Raw genomic sequence first — 18,110 nt, forward strand, 5'->3', positions numbered from 1 at the left:
TTCTACGCGTCTTCCTGGGGAAGGATGATTTCAATTTGGCTGTCTTGTAAGCGTGATTTTAGCGCAGCGGGCGGCTGCTCGTCGGTAAAGAGCGCAGTGACCTGTGCCACATTACCAATTTCAACCGCCGCCGAAGCATGATACTTAGTGTGATCGGCGACCAGCAGAATATTTCTCGCGTGCGCCATCATCGTTTTCACCACGTTAGCTTCGTTAACATCAAACTCCATCAACGCGCCATCGCTCTCAATCGCCCCAACACTTGTTACCAGATAATCAGCCCGAAAATCGGCCACAAAGGAAGCCGCTGAAGGGCCAATGATCCCGCTATTATGAGAGCGCAATGTACCGCCGGGCACCATCACTTCAAAGCGCGGGTTGTGGTACAGAATATGCGCCACACGCAGGCTGTTCGTGATTATCCGCAAATGATTATGGTTAAGTAACGCCCGGGCGACATGTTCGACAGTCGTACCGATGGTGATAAATATTGTCGATCCATCAGGAATATAGTCTGCCACCGCTTCGGCAATCGCTTTTTTCTCTTCAGTTTGCGAAACCTCACGCTGTTCGAACGCCGTATTAACGACGCTGGAGGCCCGACCCGCGCCACCGTGATGGCGCGTGATCAGCCCTTGCTCGCTTAATTTACGAATATCCCGGCGGACCGTCTGCGTGGAAACATCCAGCAGATTTGCCAGCTCATCAATATTCATATACCCACGCTCGGCGATCAGCATGAGGAGTTGGTCGTGCCGCGGGTTACCGGTCAGTTCGGTAAGGCTCATGAAAATTCCTCGAAAAACCATCACCCTGGCATTTTATACAAAAAGTGACAAAAAAGATCGGGTTTGATCACAGTCAGGGATCCCGGCACGCCCACCGGGACGCGTGCATTTTAACGCCGCCACACCGCTGGCAAAGCGGACGGAATCCGCTAAATCTCCACCTGTTGCCAGCGCCACCGCCAATGCGCCGTGAAAAACATCGCCCGCACCAGTAGTATCTACCACATCAACTTTGAAAGCTGGCTGATGCTGTCGCCCGCCATTCTCCAGCCAGTCACAGCCTGCACTGCCCTGAGTAACATAGACATGTCCATTTGTGAGCGTTTGTGCCTGTTTTAGGGCACTCGCCATCTCTTTCACGCCCGTTAGCCGCGCCAGACCCGGTTCTGAAAAAGCAGCATGATCGCTTAACGCCACCAGCTCACTGATATCCTGCGGCGTAATATCACCGTCCAGCACGGTCATCACGCCCACCTGCCGGGCCAGGGTGAAGGCTTTTTTCGCGCCGTCGTGCCAGCGTACATCTGCCAGCACCACGTCCCACTGAGAGAAATCAATTTCCTCCAACCACTCTGCGTCAGGCAGCAGGTCCGGGCTGGGATAGTTAATGATGATTCGCTCGCCTTTGGCATCCACCATGATGGCGGATTGCGAAGATTTCGCCTGGTTATACCGTTTGGTGTAACGGGTGTTAACGCCCCAGGATTCCAGCTCTGCCAGCAGGCTGTTGCCCGTGTCGTCGTCACCGACGCGACCAATAAAATCGACCTGCGCACCCAGTCTGGCCGCCGCAACTGCTGCTGTAGCCGCTGGCCCGCCGCCAACTTCCGTATAATTTTTTGCCACGTACTTACCGCTCTCCGTCGGCAACCCTTCCACGTAATAGATGCGATCCATCACGGTAATTCCTACACAAGCAACACGAATCATGGTCATTCCTTAAGCATTTTGGGATGCGTTCATTTTAATTTCACCAATTGTTTAAAAAGTGACGGCTGTCAATTTTTTGACGATAAATTACAAATACGATCAAAAACAGACAAGAAAGGCATGTCATAAATGACAAAAAGTGACATCACTGTATTCAGGAGAGGGTTATGGCAGCAATCGCGTTTATCGGTTTAGGACAAATGGGTTCGCCAATGGCGAGCAATTTATTGCAGCAAGGGCATCAACTTTGCGTCTTCGATGTGAATGCCGAAGCCGTACAGCATCTGGTAGACAAAGGGGCGACTCCCGCTGCTAACCCAGCGCAGGCCGCTAAAGATGCCGAATTTATCATTACCATGTTGCCGAATGGCGATCTGGTGCGCAGCGTGTTGTTCGGTGAAAACGGCATTTGCGAAAGCTTATCTACCGATGCGCTGGTCATTGATATGTCGACCATCCACCCCCTGCAAACCGATAAATTGATTGCCGATATGCAAGCCAAAGGCTTCAGCATGATGGATGTTCCGGTAGGCCGTACTTCTGCAAATGCCATTACCGGTACTCTGTTACTGCTGGCTGGCGGCACCGCTGAACAAGTTGAACGTGCCACGCCGATCCTGATGGCAATGGGCAGTGAGTTGATCAACGCTGGCGGTCCGGGCATGGGGATCCGCGTTAAGCTCATCAACAACTATATGAGTATCGCGCTCAATGCGCTTTCGGCAGAAGCTGCCGTTTTGTGCGAAGCCCTCAATCTTCCCTTCGATGTTGCCGTCAAGGTAATGAGCGGTACTGCCGCCGGTAAAGGCCACTTCACCACTTCCTGGCCGAACAAAGTCCTCAGTGGAGATCTTTCTCCCGCCTTCATGATCGATCTTGCCCATAAGGATCTTGGCATCGCCCTCGATGTTGCCAACCAGTTGCATGTGCCGATGCCGCTGGGGGCCGCCTCACGGGAGGTTTATAGCCAGGCGCGCGCAGCGGGTCGAGGTCGCCAGGACTGGTCCGCCATTCTGGAGCAGGTCCGTGTCAGTGCCGGGATGACTGCCAAAGTAAAAATGTAACGACTGGATAAAGGAATAAATGAATGAATAAGTACACCATCAACGACATTACGCGCGCATCGGGCGGTTTTGCCATGCTGGCGGTCGATCAGCGCGAAGCCATGCGCATGATGTTTGCCGCGGCTGGCGCACCCGCTCCAGTAGCCGATAGCGTTTTAACTGATTTCAAAGTTAACGCCGCGAAGACGCTTTCACCTTATGCATCGGCGATTCTGGTAGATCAACAATTCTGCTACCGCCAGGTGGTTGAGCAAAACGCGATTGCCAAAAGTTGCGCCATGATTGTCGCCGCCGATGAGTTCATCCCTGGCAACGGTATTCCGGTAGATAGCGTAGTCATTGACCGCAAAATCAACCCGCTACAAATCAAACAAGACGGTGGCAAGGCCCTGAAACTACTGGTGCTGTGGCGTAGTGATGAAGATGCGCAGCAACGCCTGGATATGGTGAAAGAGTTCAATGAACTTTGCCACTCACACGGTCTGGTGAGCATCATTGAGCCAGTCGTCCGCCCACCGCGTCGTGGCGATAAATTCGATCGCGAACAAGCGATCATCGATGCCGCTAAAGAGCTGGGCGACAGTGGCGCTGACCTCTACAAAGTTGAAATGCCGCTTTACGGAAAAGGTCCGCAACAAGAGCTTCTCAGTGCTTCACAACGTCTGAATGACCATATCAATATGCCGTGGGTGATCCTCTCTTCCGGCGTTGACGAAAAACTGTTCCCGCGTGCCGTGCGCGTGGCGATGACGGCGGGCGCATCGGGCTTCCTGGCCGGTCGGGCCGTCTGGGCATCGGTGGTCGGTTTACCAGACAACGAACTGATGCTGCGTGACGTTTGCGCACCGAAATTACAACAACTTGTCGATATCGTCGACGAAATGATGGCTAAACGCCGTTAAGATGAGGACAAAAGGAATGAAATGGTTTAACACCCTAAGCCACAACCGTTGGCTGGAACAGGAAACCGATCGCATCTTTGATTTTGGTAAAAATTCCGTAGTACCGACTGGCTTTGGCTGGTTAGGCAATAAAGGGCAAATCAAAGAAGAGATGGGCACCCATCTGTGGATCACCGCCCGTATGTTGCACGTGTATTCCGTTGCTGCGGCGATGGGTCGACCTGGCGCTTACTCGTTGGTTGATCATGGTATCAAAGCCATGAACGGCGCACTGCGCGATAAAAAATATGGCGGCTGGTATGCCTGTGTCAATGACGAGGGCGTGGTGGATGCCTCCAAACAGGGCTATCAACATTTCTTTGCCCTGCTGGGTGCCGCCAGTGCTGTCACAACGGGTCACCCGGAAGCGCGTAAGCTGCTCGATTACACCATTGAAATTATCGAGAAATACTTCTGGAGCGAAGAAGAGCAGATGTGCCTGGAATCCTGGGACGAAGCCTTCAGCAAAACCGAAGAGTACCGCGGCGGCAATGCCAATATGCACGCGGTGGAAGCTTTCTTGATTGTTTATGACGTAACGCATGACAAAAAATGGCTGGATCGCGCGATTCGCGTGGCTTCCGTCATTATCCACGACGTCGCCAGAAATAATCATTATCGCGTTAACGAGCACTTCGATACCCAGTGGAATCCGCTGCCGGATTACAACAAAGATAACCCGGCGCACCGCTTCCGCGCATTCGGAGGCACGCCGGGCCACTGGATCGAATGGGGCCGTTTAATGCTGCATATCCACGCTGCCCTGGAAGCACGTTGCGAACAGCCTCCGGCCTGGTTGCTAGAAGATGCCAAAGGTCTGTTCAACGCCACCGTGCGCGATGCCTGGGCGCCCGATGGTGCCGACGGGATTGTTTATACCGTTGACTGGGAAGGCAAACCGGTGGTCCGCGAACGTGTGCGTTGGCCTATCGTCGAAGCGATGGGTACGGCCTACGCGCTCTACACCGTCACTGGCGATCGCCAGTACGAAACCTGGTATCAGACATGGTGGGACTACTGCATTAAGTACCTGATGGACTACGAAAACGGTTCCTGGTGGCAGGAGCTGGATGCGGACAACAAGGTCACCACCAAAGTCTGGGACGGTAAACAGGATATTTACCACCTGCTGCATTGCCTGGTGATCCCGCGTATCCCGTTAGCGCCAGGCCTGGCTCCGGCAGTTGCGGCGGGTCTGCTGGACGTGAATGCCAAATAACTGACTGAAAACCCTAACCCTCTCCCCAAAGGGGAGAGGGGACCGCCCGGCGCAGTTTTTTGGTTTGACATCAGCCTCATGGGAGGCTGTATGCCGTTTTTTAATTAAGGTGCCTCGTATGCAAATCACCAACATGCATTGCAGTGGACAAACCGTTTCACTTGCCGCGGGGGATTATCACGCGACTATCGTGACGGTTGGTGCTGGTCTGGCTGAATTAACTTTTCAGGGTTGTCATTTAGTCATCCCGCACAAACCCGAAGAGATGCCGCTGGCGCATCTGGGTAAAGTGCTTATTCCGTGGCCGAACCGGATCGCCAACGGCTGTTACCGCTATCAGGGACAGGAATATCAGTTACCCATTAATGAACATAGTTCAAAAGCCGCTATTCACGGGCTGCTTGCCTGGCGAGACTGGCAAATTAGCGAATTAACCGCCACCAGCGTTACCCTGACAGCTTTTCTACCGCCCAGTTACGGCTATCCGTTTATGCTGGCTTCGCAGGTTGTTTATTCGCTCAATGCTCGCACGGGCCTTTCCGTTGAGATCGCAAGCCAGAATATTGGTACTGTGACCGCACCTTATGGTGTGGGTATTCATCCTTATTTAACCTGCAACTTAACATCTGTTGATGACTATCTTTTCCAGCTTCCGGCAGAACAGGTTTATGCCGTCGATGAGCACGCAAATCCGACAACGCTTCACCACGTTGATGAGCTGAATTTAAATTTCACGCGGGCGACAAAAATAGCCGCGACAAAAATAGACCATACCTTTAAAACCGCTAATGATCTGTGGGAAATGACCATTACCCATCCACAGCAGGCACTTTCGGTGAGTCTTTGTTCCGATCAACCCTGGGTGCAGGTTTATAGCGGCGAAAAATTACAGCGTCAGGGACTGGCAGTTGAACCTATGAGTTGCCCGCCTAACGCCTTTAATTCAGGTATCGACTTATTATTACTGGAACCAGGAAAAACGCACCGCCTGTTTTTTAATATTCACGGGCAGCACAATTAATTTTATTAAGAAAAGAACGAGATTATTGTTTAGGGTTGTATTTACACAACAGGAAATATTATGGACTTTTTTACGTTATTTTCGCCAGATGGGGCCATGCTGGAAACAAACGTGGTATGTATCGTTATCGCGTTGATGTTTCTTTATACCTTTGTGGGGATATGCGCGGGATTTGGTGGCGGTTTAACCACCATGCCACTCGTCACGTTAATGCTCCCCGTAAAAATGGCAACACCACTTTCGGTAATTGTCGGCACCGCAACCGCCTTGTACGCCACCTGGCTATCACGCAAAGAAACGGATTGGCGCTCGGCAATGGTACTGATTATTTTCTCATTTTTGGGAATACCCGTCGGTTTATATGCGCTGTCATATTTACCCGACCATTTTATGAAAGTGGGCTTAGGTGGATTTCTTATCCTCTACTCCTTTTACAGCATGTTTATTCCTCGCCTGCCGATTTATGACCGTAACTGGATCGCCGCACCTATCGGCGCAGTAGCTGGCGCATTAGGCGCGGCGTTCTCAACCAACGGGCCGCCGATGGTTATCTACGGGATGCTGCGTAACTTAGGTCCGGCGGCATTTCGCGGCACTCTGAACGCTTTCTTCACCGCAAACAACATCGCGGTGATCGGCGGGCTGGCGACCAGCGGAATTTTGACTGTTTCTATCTTTAAACTGGTGCTGTTTTGTATTCCCACCATGATCCTCGGTTCACTGATTGGACAATATGTGCATAAACGCATTTCGGTCAAAGTGTTTCGTGTGATGGTCTTTTTATTGTTGATTGCCTCCGGTTCTATGTTGATAAAAGGTGCGTTGGGAATTCCCGCCGCTGCCGCACTTCTGCCTCCGTTTACCTTGTTAGTTATACTGCAACTGGCATTTGGTAAAAAAGTGGCTGCAATCCGCCGAGCTGAAGAAAGTAAATAATCACTTGCGCGGGTTTTAATTTATACCCGCACACATTCTTTGATTAATGAAACCTGTAATAACAGGATGGCATGAAATATTAGTTTTATACTCTATGGAGATTATTTATGGATACGCCACGCCCACAGTTATTAGATTTTCAATTTCATCAGAATAACGACAGTTTTACTCTACGTTTTCAAGACCGTCTTATTTTAATCCATAGCAAAGATAATCCTTGCTTATCGATTGGCTCAGGTATAGCGGATATCGATATGTTCCGCGGTAATTTCAGCATTAAAGATAAATTGCAGGAGAAGATTGCGCTCACCGACGCCATCGTCAGCCAGTCACCGGATGGCTGGTTAATCCATTTCAGCCGTGGTTCTGACATTAGCGCCACGCTGCGTATCTCTGCCGACGATCAGGGCCGTTTATTGCTGGAACTACAAAACGACAACCATCACCACAACCGCATCTGGCTGCGTCTTGCCGCACAACCAGAGGACCATATCTACGGCTGCGGCGAACAATTCTCCTACTTTGATCTGCGCGGCAAACCGTTCCCGCTATGGACCAGTGAACAAGGCGTTGGTCGCAACAAACAAACCTATGTCACCTGGCAGGCCGACTGCAAAGAGAACGCGGGCGGCGACTATTACTGGACTTTCTTCCCGCAGCCTACTTTTGTCAGCACGCAGAAGTATTACTGCCATGTTGATAACAGTTGCTATATGAACTTCGACTTTAGTGCCCCGGAATACCATGAACTGGCGCTGTGGGAAGACAAAGCAACGCTGCGTTTTGAATGTGCTGATACATACATCTCCCTGCTGGAAAAATTAACTGCCCTGCTGGGACGTCAGCCAGAACTGCCCGACTGGATTTATGACGGGGTAACGCTCGGCATTCAGGGTGGGACGGAAGTGTGTCAGAAGAAACTGGACACCATGCGTAACGCGGGCGTGAAGGTCAACGGCATCTGGGCGCAGGACTGGTCCGGGATCCGTATGACCTCTTTTGGCAAACGTGTGATGTGGAACTGGAAGTGGAACAGTGAAAACTACCCACAGTTAGATTCCCGCATCAAGCAATGGAAAGAAGAAGGCGTGCAGTTCCTCGCCTACATCAACCCGTATGTTGCCAGCGATAAAGATCTCTGCGAAGAAGCGGCGCAACATGGCTATCTGGCAAAAGATGCCTCTGGCGGTGACTATCTGGTGGAATTTGGGGAGTTTTACGGCGGCGTTGTCGATTTGACCAATCCTGAAGCCTATTCCTGGTTTAAAGAGGTCATCAAGAAAAACATGATCGAATTGGGCTGCGGCGGCTGGATGGCAGATTTTGGCGAATATTTGCCGACCGATACGTATCTGCATAACGGCGTTAGCGCCGAAATTATGCATAACGCCTGGCCCGCACTGTGGGCGAAATGTAACTACGAAGCCCTTGAAGAAACGGGCAAGCTTGGCGAGATCCTTTTCTTTATGCGCGCCGGTTCTACCGGTAGCCAGAAATACTCCACCATGATGTGGGCGGGCGACCAGAACGTCGACTGGAGTCTGGACGATGGCCTGGCGTCGGTTGTTCCGGCGGCGCTCTCGCTGGCGATGACCGGGCATGGCCTGCATCACAGTGACATTGGCGGTTACACCACCCTGTTTGAGATGAAGCGCAGCAAAGAGCTGCTGCTGCGCTGGTGCGATTTCAGCGCCTTCACGCCGATGATGCGCACCCACGAAGGTAACCGTCCTGGCGACAACTGGCAGTTTGACGGCGACGCGGAAACCATCGCCCATTTTGCCCGTATGACCACCGTCTTCACCACCCTGAAACCTTACCTCAAAGACGCCGTCGCGCTGAATGCGAAGTCCGGCCTGCCGGTTATGCGCCCGCTGTTCCTGCATTACGAAGACGACGCGCAGACCTACACCCTGAAATATCAGTACCTGTTAGGCCGCGACATTCTGGTCGCTCCGGTGCATGAACAAGGCCGTAGCGACTGGACGCTCTATCTGCCGGAGGATAACTGGGTCCACGCCTGGACAGGTGAAGCGTTCCAGGGCGAGGAAGTTACCGTTAATGCGCCCATCGGTAAACCGCCGGTCTTTTATCGCGCCGATAGCGAATGGGCGGCACTGTTCGCGTCGTTAAAAAGCATCTAATCACGTCCGCCCGTGGGGAAACTCACGGGCAAAGGGAGAACAACGATGAGTCACATCACAACGGAAGATCCGGCTACTTTATGTCTGCCCTTTAAAGAGAAACTCTCTTACGGTATCGGAGATCTGGCCTCTAACATCCTGCTGGATATCGGCACGCTTTATCTTTTGAAGTTTTATACCGACGTTCTGGGGCTGCCCGGCACCTATGGCGGTATTATCTTTTTGATCTCGAAATTCTTTACCGCCTTTACCGACATGGGTACCGGCATCATGCTCGATTCCCGGCGTAAGATCGGTCCAAAAGGCAAATTCCGCCCTTTCATTTTGTACGCCTCATTTCCGGTCACTCTGCTGGCGATCGCCAACTTTGTCGGCACACCGTTTGATGTCACCGGTAAAACGGTGATGGCCACTATTCTGTTTATGCTTTACGGACTGTTTTTCAGCATGATGAACTGCTCCTACGGCGCAATGGTCCCCGCTATCACCAAAAACCCCAACGAACGCGCATCGCTGGCAGCATGGCGTCAGGGTGGCGCTACATTGGGCCTGCTACTGTGTACGGTGGGATTCGTACCAGTTATGAATCTTATCGAAGGTAATCAGCAACTTGGCTATATCTTCGCCGCCACGCTGTTTTCACTGTTCGGCCTGCTGTTTATGTGGATCTGCTATTCGGGCGTGAAAGAGCGTTATGTCGAAACGCAACCTGCAAATCCGGCGCAAAAGCCAGGCTTGTTGCAATCTTTCCGTGCGATTGCCGGTAACCGCCCGCTGTTCATTTTGTGCATTGCTAACCTCTGTACCTTAGGGGCATTTAACGTCAAGCTCGCCATTCAGGTCTATTACACCCAGTACGTGCTTAACGATCCCATCCTGTTGTCGTATATGGGATTTTTCAGCATGGGCTGTATTTTCATCGGCGTGTTCCTGATGCCTGGTGCAGTCAGACGTTTTGGTAAGAAGAAAGTCTATATCGGCGGTCTGCTGATCTGGGTGCTGGGCGATCTGCTCAACTATTTCTTCGGCGGCGGCTCGGTCAGTTTTGTGGCGTTCTCCTGCCTGGCATTCTTCGGCTCGGCGTTTGTTAACAGCCTGAACTGGGCACTGGTTTCCGACACCGTCGAGTACGGCGAGTGGCGCACCGGCGTTCGTTCGGAAGGTACGGTCTACACCGGCTTCACCTTCTTTCGCAAAGTATCTCAGGCGCTGGCAGGTTTCTTCCCAGGCTGGATGCTGACGCAAATCGGCTATGTGCCAAACGTGGCGCAGGCTGACCATACCATCGAAGGTTTACGCCAGCTGATCTTCATCTACCCAAGCGCACTGGCGGTAGTCACCATTGTTGCGATGGGTTGCTTCTACAGTCTGAACGAGAAAATGTACGTCCGCATTGTTGAAGAAATAGAAGCCCGTAAACGCACGGCATAAATAATAAACAACGCCCTGCGGGGCGTTATAAGGAGTGATTATGTCTGACCATAATCCACTGACATTAAAACTGAATCTGCGGGAAAAAATCGCTTATGGCATGGGCGACGTCGGTTCGAATTTAATGCTTAGCATCGGCACTCTGTATCTCCTCAAATTTTATACCGATGAATTAGGGATGCCTGCTTACTATGGCGGGATTATCTTTCTGGTGGCGAAATTCTTTACCGCGTTTACCGATATGCTCACCGGATTTTTACTCGACTCGCGGAAAAATATTGGGCCTAAAGGCAAATTTCGTCCCTTTATTTTATATGCAGCGGTTCCGGCGGCGTTAATTGCAACGCTCCAGTTTATCGCCACCACTTTTAGTTTGCCGATTAAAACGACGATTGCCACCGCGCTGTTTATGATGTTTGGACTTTCATACAGTCTGATGAACTGCTCGTATGGCGCGATGATCCCAGCAATTACCAAAAACCCCAATGAGCGCGCGCAGCTTGCGGCTTACCGCCAGGGTGGTGCAACCATAGGGCTATTGATTTGTACCGTAGCATTTATTCCATTGCAGTCGCTTTTTTCTGACTCCACTGTCGGTTATGCCTGCGCGGCACTGATGTTCTCCATTGGTGGCTTTATTTTTATGATGCTGTGCTACAGAGGCGTCAAAGAGCATTATGTGGACACGACGCCAACCGGACATAAAGCCAGTATTCTCAAATCTTTTTGCGCGATATTTCGTAATCCGCCATTGCTGGTTTTATGCATTGCTAACCTGTGTACCCTGGCGGCATTTAATATCAAACTGGCAATTCAGGTCTATTACACCCAGTATGTGCTGAATGATATTAATTTATTGTCGTGGATGGGATTCTTCAGTATGGGATGCATCCTCATCGGCGTATTGCTGGTGCCATTAACTGTAAAATGTTTTGGTAAAAAACAGGTTTATTTAGCTGGCATGGTGCTGTGGGCGGTGGGGGATATCCTGAATTATTTCTGGGGCAGTAACTCTTTCACTTTCGTCATGTTCTCTTGTGTCGCCTTTTTTGGTACGGCCTTTGTAAACAGCCTGAACTGGGCGCTGGTACCGGATACCGTAGATTACGGTGAATGGAAAACCGGAATTCGTGCCGAAGGTTCTGTTTATACTGGTTATACCTTCTTTCGTAAAATTTCTGCCGCACTTGCTGGCTTCTTGCCAGGCATTATGCTGACGCAAATCGGTTATGTTCCCAACATTGCGCAAAGCGATGCGACATTACAGGGTTTGCGTCAGCTCATTTTTATCTGGCCTTGTGCGCTGGCGATAATTGCTGCATTGACGATGGGATTTTTTTACACGCTCAATGAAAAACGTTTTGCGTTAATTATTGAGGACATCAACCAACGTAAAAATAAAGAGATTGAGACAAAAGAAAAAACCGCTTCCGTAACGTTATAAATGTCAATAGCCGCTATTTCCATCCTGATGGGTGGCGGCCCCCCTACGTTAAAAAAATGGACTTATTATGAAAAAGATTAATGCAATGATTTTATTATCTTCTCTGACCTCTGCATCGGTATTCGCTGGCGCATATGTTGAAAACAGGGAGGCATATAATCTCGCCTCCGATCAGGCAGAAATTATGCTACGTGTAGGTTATAACTTCGATATGGGCGCGGGTATCATGTTAACCAATACCTATAATTTTCAGAGAGAAGATGAGCTTAAACATGGCTACAATGAAATTGAAGGTTGGTATCCGTTATTCAAACCAACTGATAAATTAACCATCCAGCCCGGTGGCTTAATTAATGATAAAAGCACCGGTTCCGGTGGTGCAGTATATCTGGACGTCAACTATAAATTTGTACCATGGTTTAATCTGACAGTGCGAAATCGCTATAACCATAATAACTACAGTTCAACAGATTTGAACGGGGAGCTGGATAATAATGACACCTATGAAATTGGTACCTACTGGAATTTTAAAATCACCGAGAAATTCTCCTATACATTTGAGCCACATTATTTTATACGCGTAAATGACTTTAATAGCAGCAATGGAAAAGATCATCATTGGGAAATCACTAATACCTTCCGTTACCGTATTAATGAACACTGGCTGCCTTATTTCGAATTACGCTGGTTAGATCGTAATATAGAACCATACCACCGCGAGCAAAACCAGATTCGTATCGGGACGAAGTATTTCTTCTGATGTGAAACTGCCGGATGCGGCGTAAACGCCTTATCCGGCCTACGGTTGATACGGTTTTCATTGGCCGGATTAAACACATCCGGCCATTAATCAAGCTTCAGCCGCCAGCATCTCTTTCTTACGTTGGCTAATACGCTTAACCAGCATTACGGAAACCACCGCACCACAGAATGCGAAGCAGGCCATAATGCCAAACACGATTTTGTAGCCAATAATCCCCGGATTTAAATCCAGAATGTAACCATACAGACTGAAGCAGAACATCGCCGGGGCGTAACCGATAAAGCTACCCAACGCCATCGCCGCGCCTGTTTTATTTTCAGCAATTTTTGCTTCGCCGATAGGTGCAAAAAATACGGCTCGCTGTGTAAAGACTATCGCGCCAAAACCCAACGTACATGTCATCCCTAAATAGACCGGCATGCTTTCGTGCGGCAGCATAATCAACAGTACGAGTGCCGCAGTGCTGATGATAAAGGTGTAGCACAGGTATTTACTTGGTGATTTCAGGATCTTATCTGAAATCATGCCACCAATAGGTCCACCGATCATTTTGAGGCAGTATTGGTTAATGATGCCATAAGCCCCCACCAGCGCAACAGGCAGCAGATAGATGTTTTTCAGGAATGGAATGAAGAATGTCAGGCCACAGTACACCGCGTAAACGAAGAAAACATTGAAAGCGATAAGCCAGATGGTTTTGTCTTTCAGCACCGAGGTCATACTGGTGTTTTGCGGTGCATCTTCATCTTTTTTCACCTCCACGGACGGTGCCTCTTCTTTGTCATTGAGTACAAAGAAAATGATAACGCCCACGGCAATCACAATAAGGGAATAGAACCAGATACCCGCTTTAAAGCCCAACAAGCCACTGCCAAACCAGGTAAATACTGCCAACGCAGAAAATGCCACCACAGTATCGACAATTCCACGCCCTGTTTCGAAGAAGCCAAACAAACGACCTTGTTGTTCGCTATTGCCCAGTCGACTTACCGACTTGAGCAAGACAGGCCAGTTCATCATGTCGCAGGTAACGCCAAATAGCGCCCAGACAAAGAGGATGCCCCAATACCCCGGCATTGTCGTCAAATAAACACCCAGTAATCCCGTCGCAATGAGGGAGAATGACATGGTGTATCTGCGCGGTAGTTTATCGGCAAAATAAATAGACAGAAAAAAGCCCACTGTGGTGACAAATGAGTTTACCGACATAGCATTACCAATTTGACCATTGGTCAAATGGAAATATTCCTGCATCGGGATATAAAACGCATCTTTCAACGACGGTAATTTATAAATTGTACCGCCACACAGTGTTAATAGACTAAATAACGCCCATTTCTTTTTCGTGAGCATAACATCCCCTAAGCGATTTTGAAAATCACTGTTCTAAAGGCAATAAGATACCGGCCATTCTTATGGAATGGTTTTTATTAACAGCGGATGAGTTAAAACTTATTAGTGGTTCAGAAGATGGCTTGCCTCTTGTTTGATTTGTTGTAGTACGTTACGCACATGATTTATCTGATTAATTGCATCTTCTTTTTCTTTACGTAACCGCGCATCCAGTAAATGATTTTCTGGCAGTGGTGTTTCACTCATCTGGCGATAAGGGATCCACGGATTATCATCTTCGTCTTCAAAACGGAACGCCGGAGCATAATAATCAACCTCTTCTTCCAGGCCATATGCCGTCACCTGTGGCTCATCATCACCCAAGCAGATAAGGTGCGTTAATAATTCTTTAAATGGCATATCTCCCTGACCTGAAATACAGGCTTTATGTCCCAGACCACCTTGTTCTTTAACAATCAAGGCATCTTTGATATGCACCTGAGTAATATGTGGTGCCATCGTTTTTAAAGCGTCTATGGGATGCTCATTCGCATTGATCATATTCGCAAAATCAAACAGTAAGGAAAGTGATTTCATCTCACTGTCTTTGACCAGCGACACCAGTTCATGGCTTTTTAAATCTTCATGCTGTTCGATCGTAAAGGTCAGGCCGCTGTCCCGATATGTTTCCCGAACATAGGCAATATCGTTAGCAATGATCGATAATACGTCGCGTAAATTACCTTCATAACGCGGATAAAAACGCACGGACGATGCCCCGGTTTTCAACGCAATGGCGACGGCTTCGTCAATAGATGCCTTATCTGAAGCGCTGGTTTCAATATGAATATCAAGGTTCAGATGGCGGGCTTTATCGCCAAAGGCAGAGAGTTCTTTATCTGCCATATTGCCCAAAGAAAAACGTTCGCCATCCAGAACATGAATTTTTACGCCTCGCAGATTATTTTCACTCGCAATATCAAGTAAATCAGCTGGCAATACTCTTTCCAGCCGCATATTTAAATGAAAAGCGTAGGCATGCAAATAAAGAGGAAGAGTATCGACACGTTGTAGAATCTTTCTTGCGTTATTTATTGTCACCATAAAACACCTACAGATTAATGATGAGATCCACGGCCTCAAATCGCCAATATTCAATATCTATCTGGACAATATTGCCTTGCTGGTCGGCGCGATGTTTTTCAATTAAGATCGCAGGCATGCCCGCTGAACCGCCAAGAAATTTACTGATATCACCCGGCATTCTTACGGGTTTGAAAACCAGTTTTTTTACTACCGTCTCTTTTTGGTAGCATTTTTCCCAGACTGAAGAAAATGAGTGGTTTTCAAGTTGCTCTATAAAACCTGGGGCAACTTCAGGATTAATATATGTTTCGTGATAGAAAACTTTATGTCCTTCCAGCGCCCCCCAGCCGGTAATGCGATAGAGTTCAGTTGATGGCGTCACTGCAACCAGTGGCGCGAGCGTCTCGGGAATGTCGCTGGTACGGCTTTTCTCAGTAAAGCCCCAGGAAGGTTCCCGCCCTTGCTCAATTGCGGCCCGCTGAAAGCTCGCCGACAGCTCCGGACTGTAATTAAATCGCGGCTGAGTCACGAACCACCCTTTACGATCCTTACGGAAAATTTTGGATTCTGCCTCAAGGTTCAGCAACGCCTGGCGTAACGTCATACGTTTAATGCCCAGCAGCTCTCCCAGCTCTCTTTCTGAAGGGAGTTTTCCACCCGGCGTGGTGATGCCATCTTTCAACCACCGATCCAGTTTCTCTTTTGCATTTTCTACGGTGGATTGATTCTCCGCCATTGTTTAATCCTTTTGGTTTAAACCAGATATGGCATCTTACGCTTACGCCAAAAAAGAAAGCAATTAACAGCGTATGACTTTGCAGATAATTGTGACAAAGCTCTCTATTGACGTAACCACAAACTTATAAGGGAGATACTCGCACTGGTGAGAACTTACGACAGGCAAAAAAAACCTGCCATCGCTGGCAGGTTTTTTATGACTAAAAAACGAAATTAATCGTCTTTCGGTGCGCGGTTGGCGCGACGACGATCGTTTTCCGTCAGGTGACGTTTACGAATACGGATAGAGGTTGGCGTCACTTCTACCAGTTCGTCATCATCGATGAACTCCAGAGCTTGTTCCAGAGTCATGCGGATAGGCGGAACCAGAACAACGGCTTCGTCAGTACCGGAAGCACGCATGTTGGTCAGTTTCTTACCGGTCAGACAGTTTACAGTCAGGTCGTTAGAACGGCTGTGAATACCGATAATCTGACCTTCGTAAACTTCGGCACCGTGACCGAGGAACAGCTTACCGCGATCTTGCAGACCGAACAGCGCGAACGCTACCGCTTTACCCTGACCGTTAGAGATCAGTACGCCGTTCTGACGCTGACCCACTTCACCCGGACGTACGTCGTCGTAGTGGCTGAAGGTGGAGTACAGCAGACCCGTACCAGAAGTCATGGTCATGAACTCAGAACGGAAGCCAATCAGACCACGGCTTGGGATCACGTAGTCGAGACGTACGCGGCCTTTACCGTCTGGATTCATGTTTTTCAGGTCGCCTTTACGTTCGCCCAGCGCCTGCATTACAGAACCCTGATGCTGTTCTTCAACGTCCAGAGTCACGTTTTCATACGGCTCTTGTTTACGACCGTCAATTTCACGGAAGATAACTTTCGGACGGGATACCGCCAGTTCGAAACCTTCACGACGCATGTTTTCGATCAGAACAGACAAGTGCAGTTCGCCACGGCCAGAAACGCGGAACGCATCGGCGTCTTCAGTTTCTTCTACGCGCAGCGCAACGTTGTGTACCAGTTCTTTGTTCAGACGATCCAGGATCTGACGAGACGTTACGAACTTACCTTCTTTACCGCAGAACGGCGAGGTGTTAACGCAGAAGAACATAGAAACGGTCGGCTCATCAACGGAGAGTGCCGGCAGCGCTTCAACGTTTTGCGTGTCGCAAACGGTGTCAGAAATGTTCAGTTCGCCCAGGCCCGTGATCGCCACGATATCGCCAGCTTCCGCCAGATCGGTTTCGATACGTTCCAGACCGAGGTGGCCCAGCACTTTACCGACTTTCGCGTTGCGGGTTTTGCCTTCGCTATCGATGATAGTAACTTGCTGGTTCGGCTTCACTTTACCGCGCTTGATGCGGCCAATGCCGATAACGCCAACATAGCTGTTGTAATCGAGCTGAGAAATCTGCATCTGGAACGGACCGTCAAGGTCAACGTCCGGCGCAGGAACGTGGTCAACAATTGCCTGATACAGCGGGGTCATGTCTTCCGCCATATCTTCGTGGTCCAGACCGGCGATACCGTTCAGCGCAGAAGCGTAAACGATCGGGAAGTCCAGCTGCTCGTCGGTCGCGTCGAGGTTAACGAACAGATCGAATACCTGATCCACAACCCAATCAGGACGCGCGCCAGGGCGGTCAACTTTGTTGATAACAACAATCGGCTTCAGGCCGTAAGCAAACGCTTTTTTGGTTACGAAGCGCGTTTGCGGCATCGGGCCGTCAAATGCGTCAACCACCAGCAGCACTGAGTCTACCATGGACATTACACGTTCAACTTCACCACCGAAGTCGGCGTGCCCCGGGGTATCAACGATGTTGATACGGTAATCATTCCATTTGATAGCGGTGTTTTTCGCGAGGATGGTAATCCCACGCTCTTTCTCCAAATCGTTGGAGTCCATCACGCGCTCTTGGGTTTCGGCACGAGAGTCGAACGTACCGGATTGTTGGAGCAGCTTGTCTACCAGGGTGGTTTTACCATGGTCTACGTGCGCGATGATGGCGATATTACGCAATTTTTCGATCACAACTTTGCCTCAGGCATTAGAAATAGCGCGTTATTGTACACGGATTAATCGCACTACAAAACAGGATCACAAACATCCTCCGCAAACAAGTATTGCAGAGTCCCTTTGTGATCGCTTTCACGGAGCATAAAAAGGGTTATCCAAAGGTCATTGCACCAATATGGTGCTTAATGTTTCCATTGAAGCACTATATTGGTGCAACATTCACATCATGGTGCAGCCCTTTTGCACGATGT

General features: G+C 49.4%; 15 protein-coding genes. 9 read left to right on the top strand and 6 right to left on the bottom strand.

Annotated features, from left to right (window positions below; all coding sequences use genetic code 11):
- Positions 1-2: 2 nt before the first annotated feature.
- Together HEN33_RS11365 and yihV are read right to left on the bottom strand one after the other, a co-directional pair.
- On the bottom strand, positions 3-788 hold the full coding sequence (locus HEN33_RS11365) for a DeoR/GlpR family DNA-binding transcription regulator (RefSeq protein ID WP_176262984.1): 786 nt from the start codon (positions 786-788) through the stop codon (positions 3-5).
- 33 nt (positions 789-821) lie between these two features.
- Complete coding sequence (gene yihV, locus HEN33_RS11370; protein WP_088542136.1) at positions 822-1,718, bottom strand: sulfofructose kinase; 897 nt, start codon at positions 1,716-1,718, stop codon at positions 822-824.
- A gap of 167 nt (positions 1,719-1,885) precedes the next feature.
- On the opposite strand from yihV, the gene yihU reads away from it, so the two are divergent.
- The 9 genes from yihU (at position 1,886) to ompL (ending at position 12,678) form a co-directional block, all read left to right on the top strand.
- Positions 1,886-2,782: a sulfolactaldehyde 3-reductase gene (gene yihU / locus HEN33_RS11375; protein WP_000718879.1), complete on the top strand. Its 897-nt coding sequence runs from the start codon at positions 1,886-1,888 to the stop codon at positions 2,780-2,782.
- A 23-nt stretch (positions 2,783-2,805) separates the two neighbouring features.
- Positions 2,806-3,684 carry a sulfofructosephosphate aldolase gene (gene yihT / locus HEN33_RS11380; protein WP_032185604.1) on the top strand — a complete coding sequence of 293 codons (879 nt, stop codon included), beginning with the start codon at positions 2,806-2,808 and terminating at the stop codon, positions 3,682-3,684.
- Positions 3,685-3,700: 16 nt separating this feature from the next.
- Positions 3,701-4,942 (top strand): sulfoquinovose isomerase, encoded by a 1,242-nt coding sequence (gene yihS, locus HEN33_RS11385; RefSeq protein ID WP_000870914.1) that lies wholly within the window; start codon positions 3,701-3,703, stop codon positions 4,940-4,942.
- A gap of 118 nt (positions 4,943-5,060) precedes the next feature.
- Complete coding sequence (locus HEN33_RS11390) at positions 5,061-5,963, top strand: aldose-1-epimerase (protein WP_123059743.1); 903 nt, start codon at positions 5,061-5,063, stop codon at positions 5,961-5,963.
- A 60-nt stretch (positions 5,964-6,023) separates the two neighbouring features.
- Positions 6,024-6,899, top strand: a complete 876-nt coding sequence (locus HEN33_RS11395) for a sulfite exporter TauE/SafE family protein (protein ID WP_000345431.1) — start codon at positions 6,024-6,026, stop codon at positions 6,897-6,899.
- 107 nt (positions 6,900-7,006) lie between these two features.
- Positions 7,007-9,043 carry a sulfoquinovosidase gene (gene yihQ, locus HEN33_RS11400; RefSeq protein ID WP_176262985.1) on the top strand — a complete coding sequence of 679 codons (2,037 nt, stop codon included), beginning with the start codon at positions 7,007-7,009 and terminating at the stop codon, positions 9,041-9,043.
- 45 nt (positions 9,044-9,088) lie between these two features.
- A complete protein-coding gene (locus tag HEN33_RS11405; RefSeq protein ID WP_176262986.1) occupies positions 9,089-10,474 on the top strand; it encodes an MFS transporter in 1,386 nt (461 codons plus the stop codon).
- A 40-nt stretch (positions 10,475-10,514) separates the two neighbouring features.
- The gene (locus tag HEN33_RS11410) at positions 10,515-11,918 is read left to right on the top strand and encodes an MFS transporter (RefSeq protein WP_001279685.1); all 1,404 of its coding nucleotides are present in this window, start codon (positions 10,515-10,517) and stop codon (positions 11,916-11,918) included.
- Between the two features lie 67 nt (positions 11,919-11,985).
- Positions 11,986-12,678 (top strand): porin OmpL, encoded by a 693-nt coding sequence (gene ompL, locus HEN33_RS11415; protein WP_176262987.1) that lies wholly within the window; start codon positions 11,986-11,988, stop codon positions 12,676-12,678.
- 90 nt (positions 12,679-12,768) lie between these two features.
- Here the strand turns inward: ompL and HEN33_RS11420 are convergent, their stop codons facing one another.
- The 4 genes from HEN33_RS11420 to typA form a co-directional block, all read right to left on the bottom strand.
- Complete coding sequence (locus tag HEN33_RS11420; protein ID WP_176262988.1) at positions 12,769-14,034, bottom strand: MFS transporter; 1,266 nt, start codon at positions 14,032-14,034, stop codon at positions 12,769-12,771.
- Positions 14,035-14,136: 102 nt separating this feature from the next.
- Positions 14,137-15,117, bottom strand: a complete 981-nt coding sequence (locus tag HEN33_RS11425; protein ID WP_176262989.1) for a sugar phosphate isomerase/epimerase family protein — start codon at positions 15,115-15,117, stop codon at positions 14,137-14,139.
- A 7-nt stretch (positions 15,118-15,124) separates the two neighbouring features.
- The gene (locus HEN33_RS11430; RefSeq protein WP_000829805.1) at positions 15,125-15,835 is read right to left on the bottom strand and encodes a GntR family transcriptional regulator; all 711 of its coding nucleotides are present in this window, start codon (positions 15,833-15,835) and stop codon (positions 15,125-15,127) included.
- A 215-nt stretch (positions 15,836-16,050) separates the two neighbouring features.
- The gene (gene typA / locus HEN33_RS11435; RefSeq protein ID WP_000570668.1) at positions 16,051-17,874 is read right to left on the bottom strand and encodes a ribosome-dependent GTPase TypA; all 1,824 of its coding nucleotides are present in this window, start codon (positions 17,872-17,874) and stop codon (positions 16,051-16,053) included.
- Positions 17,875-18,110: the final 236 nt, after the last annotated feature.

Origin of the sequence: Escherichia sp. 94.0001, assembly GCF_013369155.2 — a bacterium.
Taxonomy (GTDB): domain Bacteria; phylum Pseudomonadota; class Gammaproteobacteria; order Enterobacterales; family Enterobacteriaceae; genus Escherichia; species Escherichia coli_F.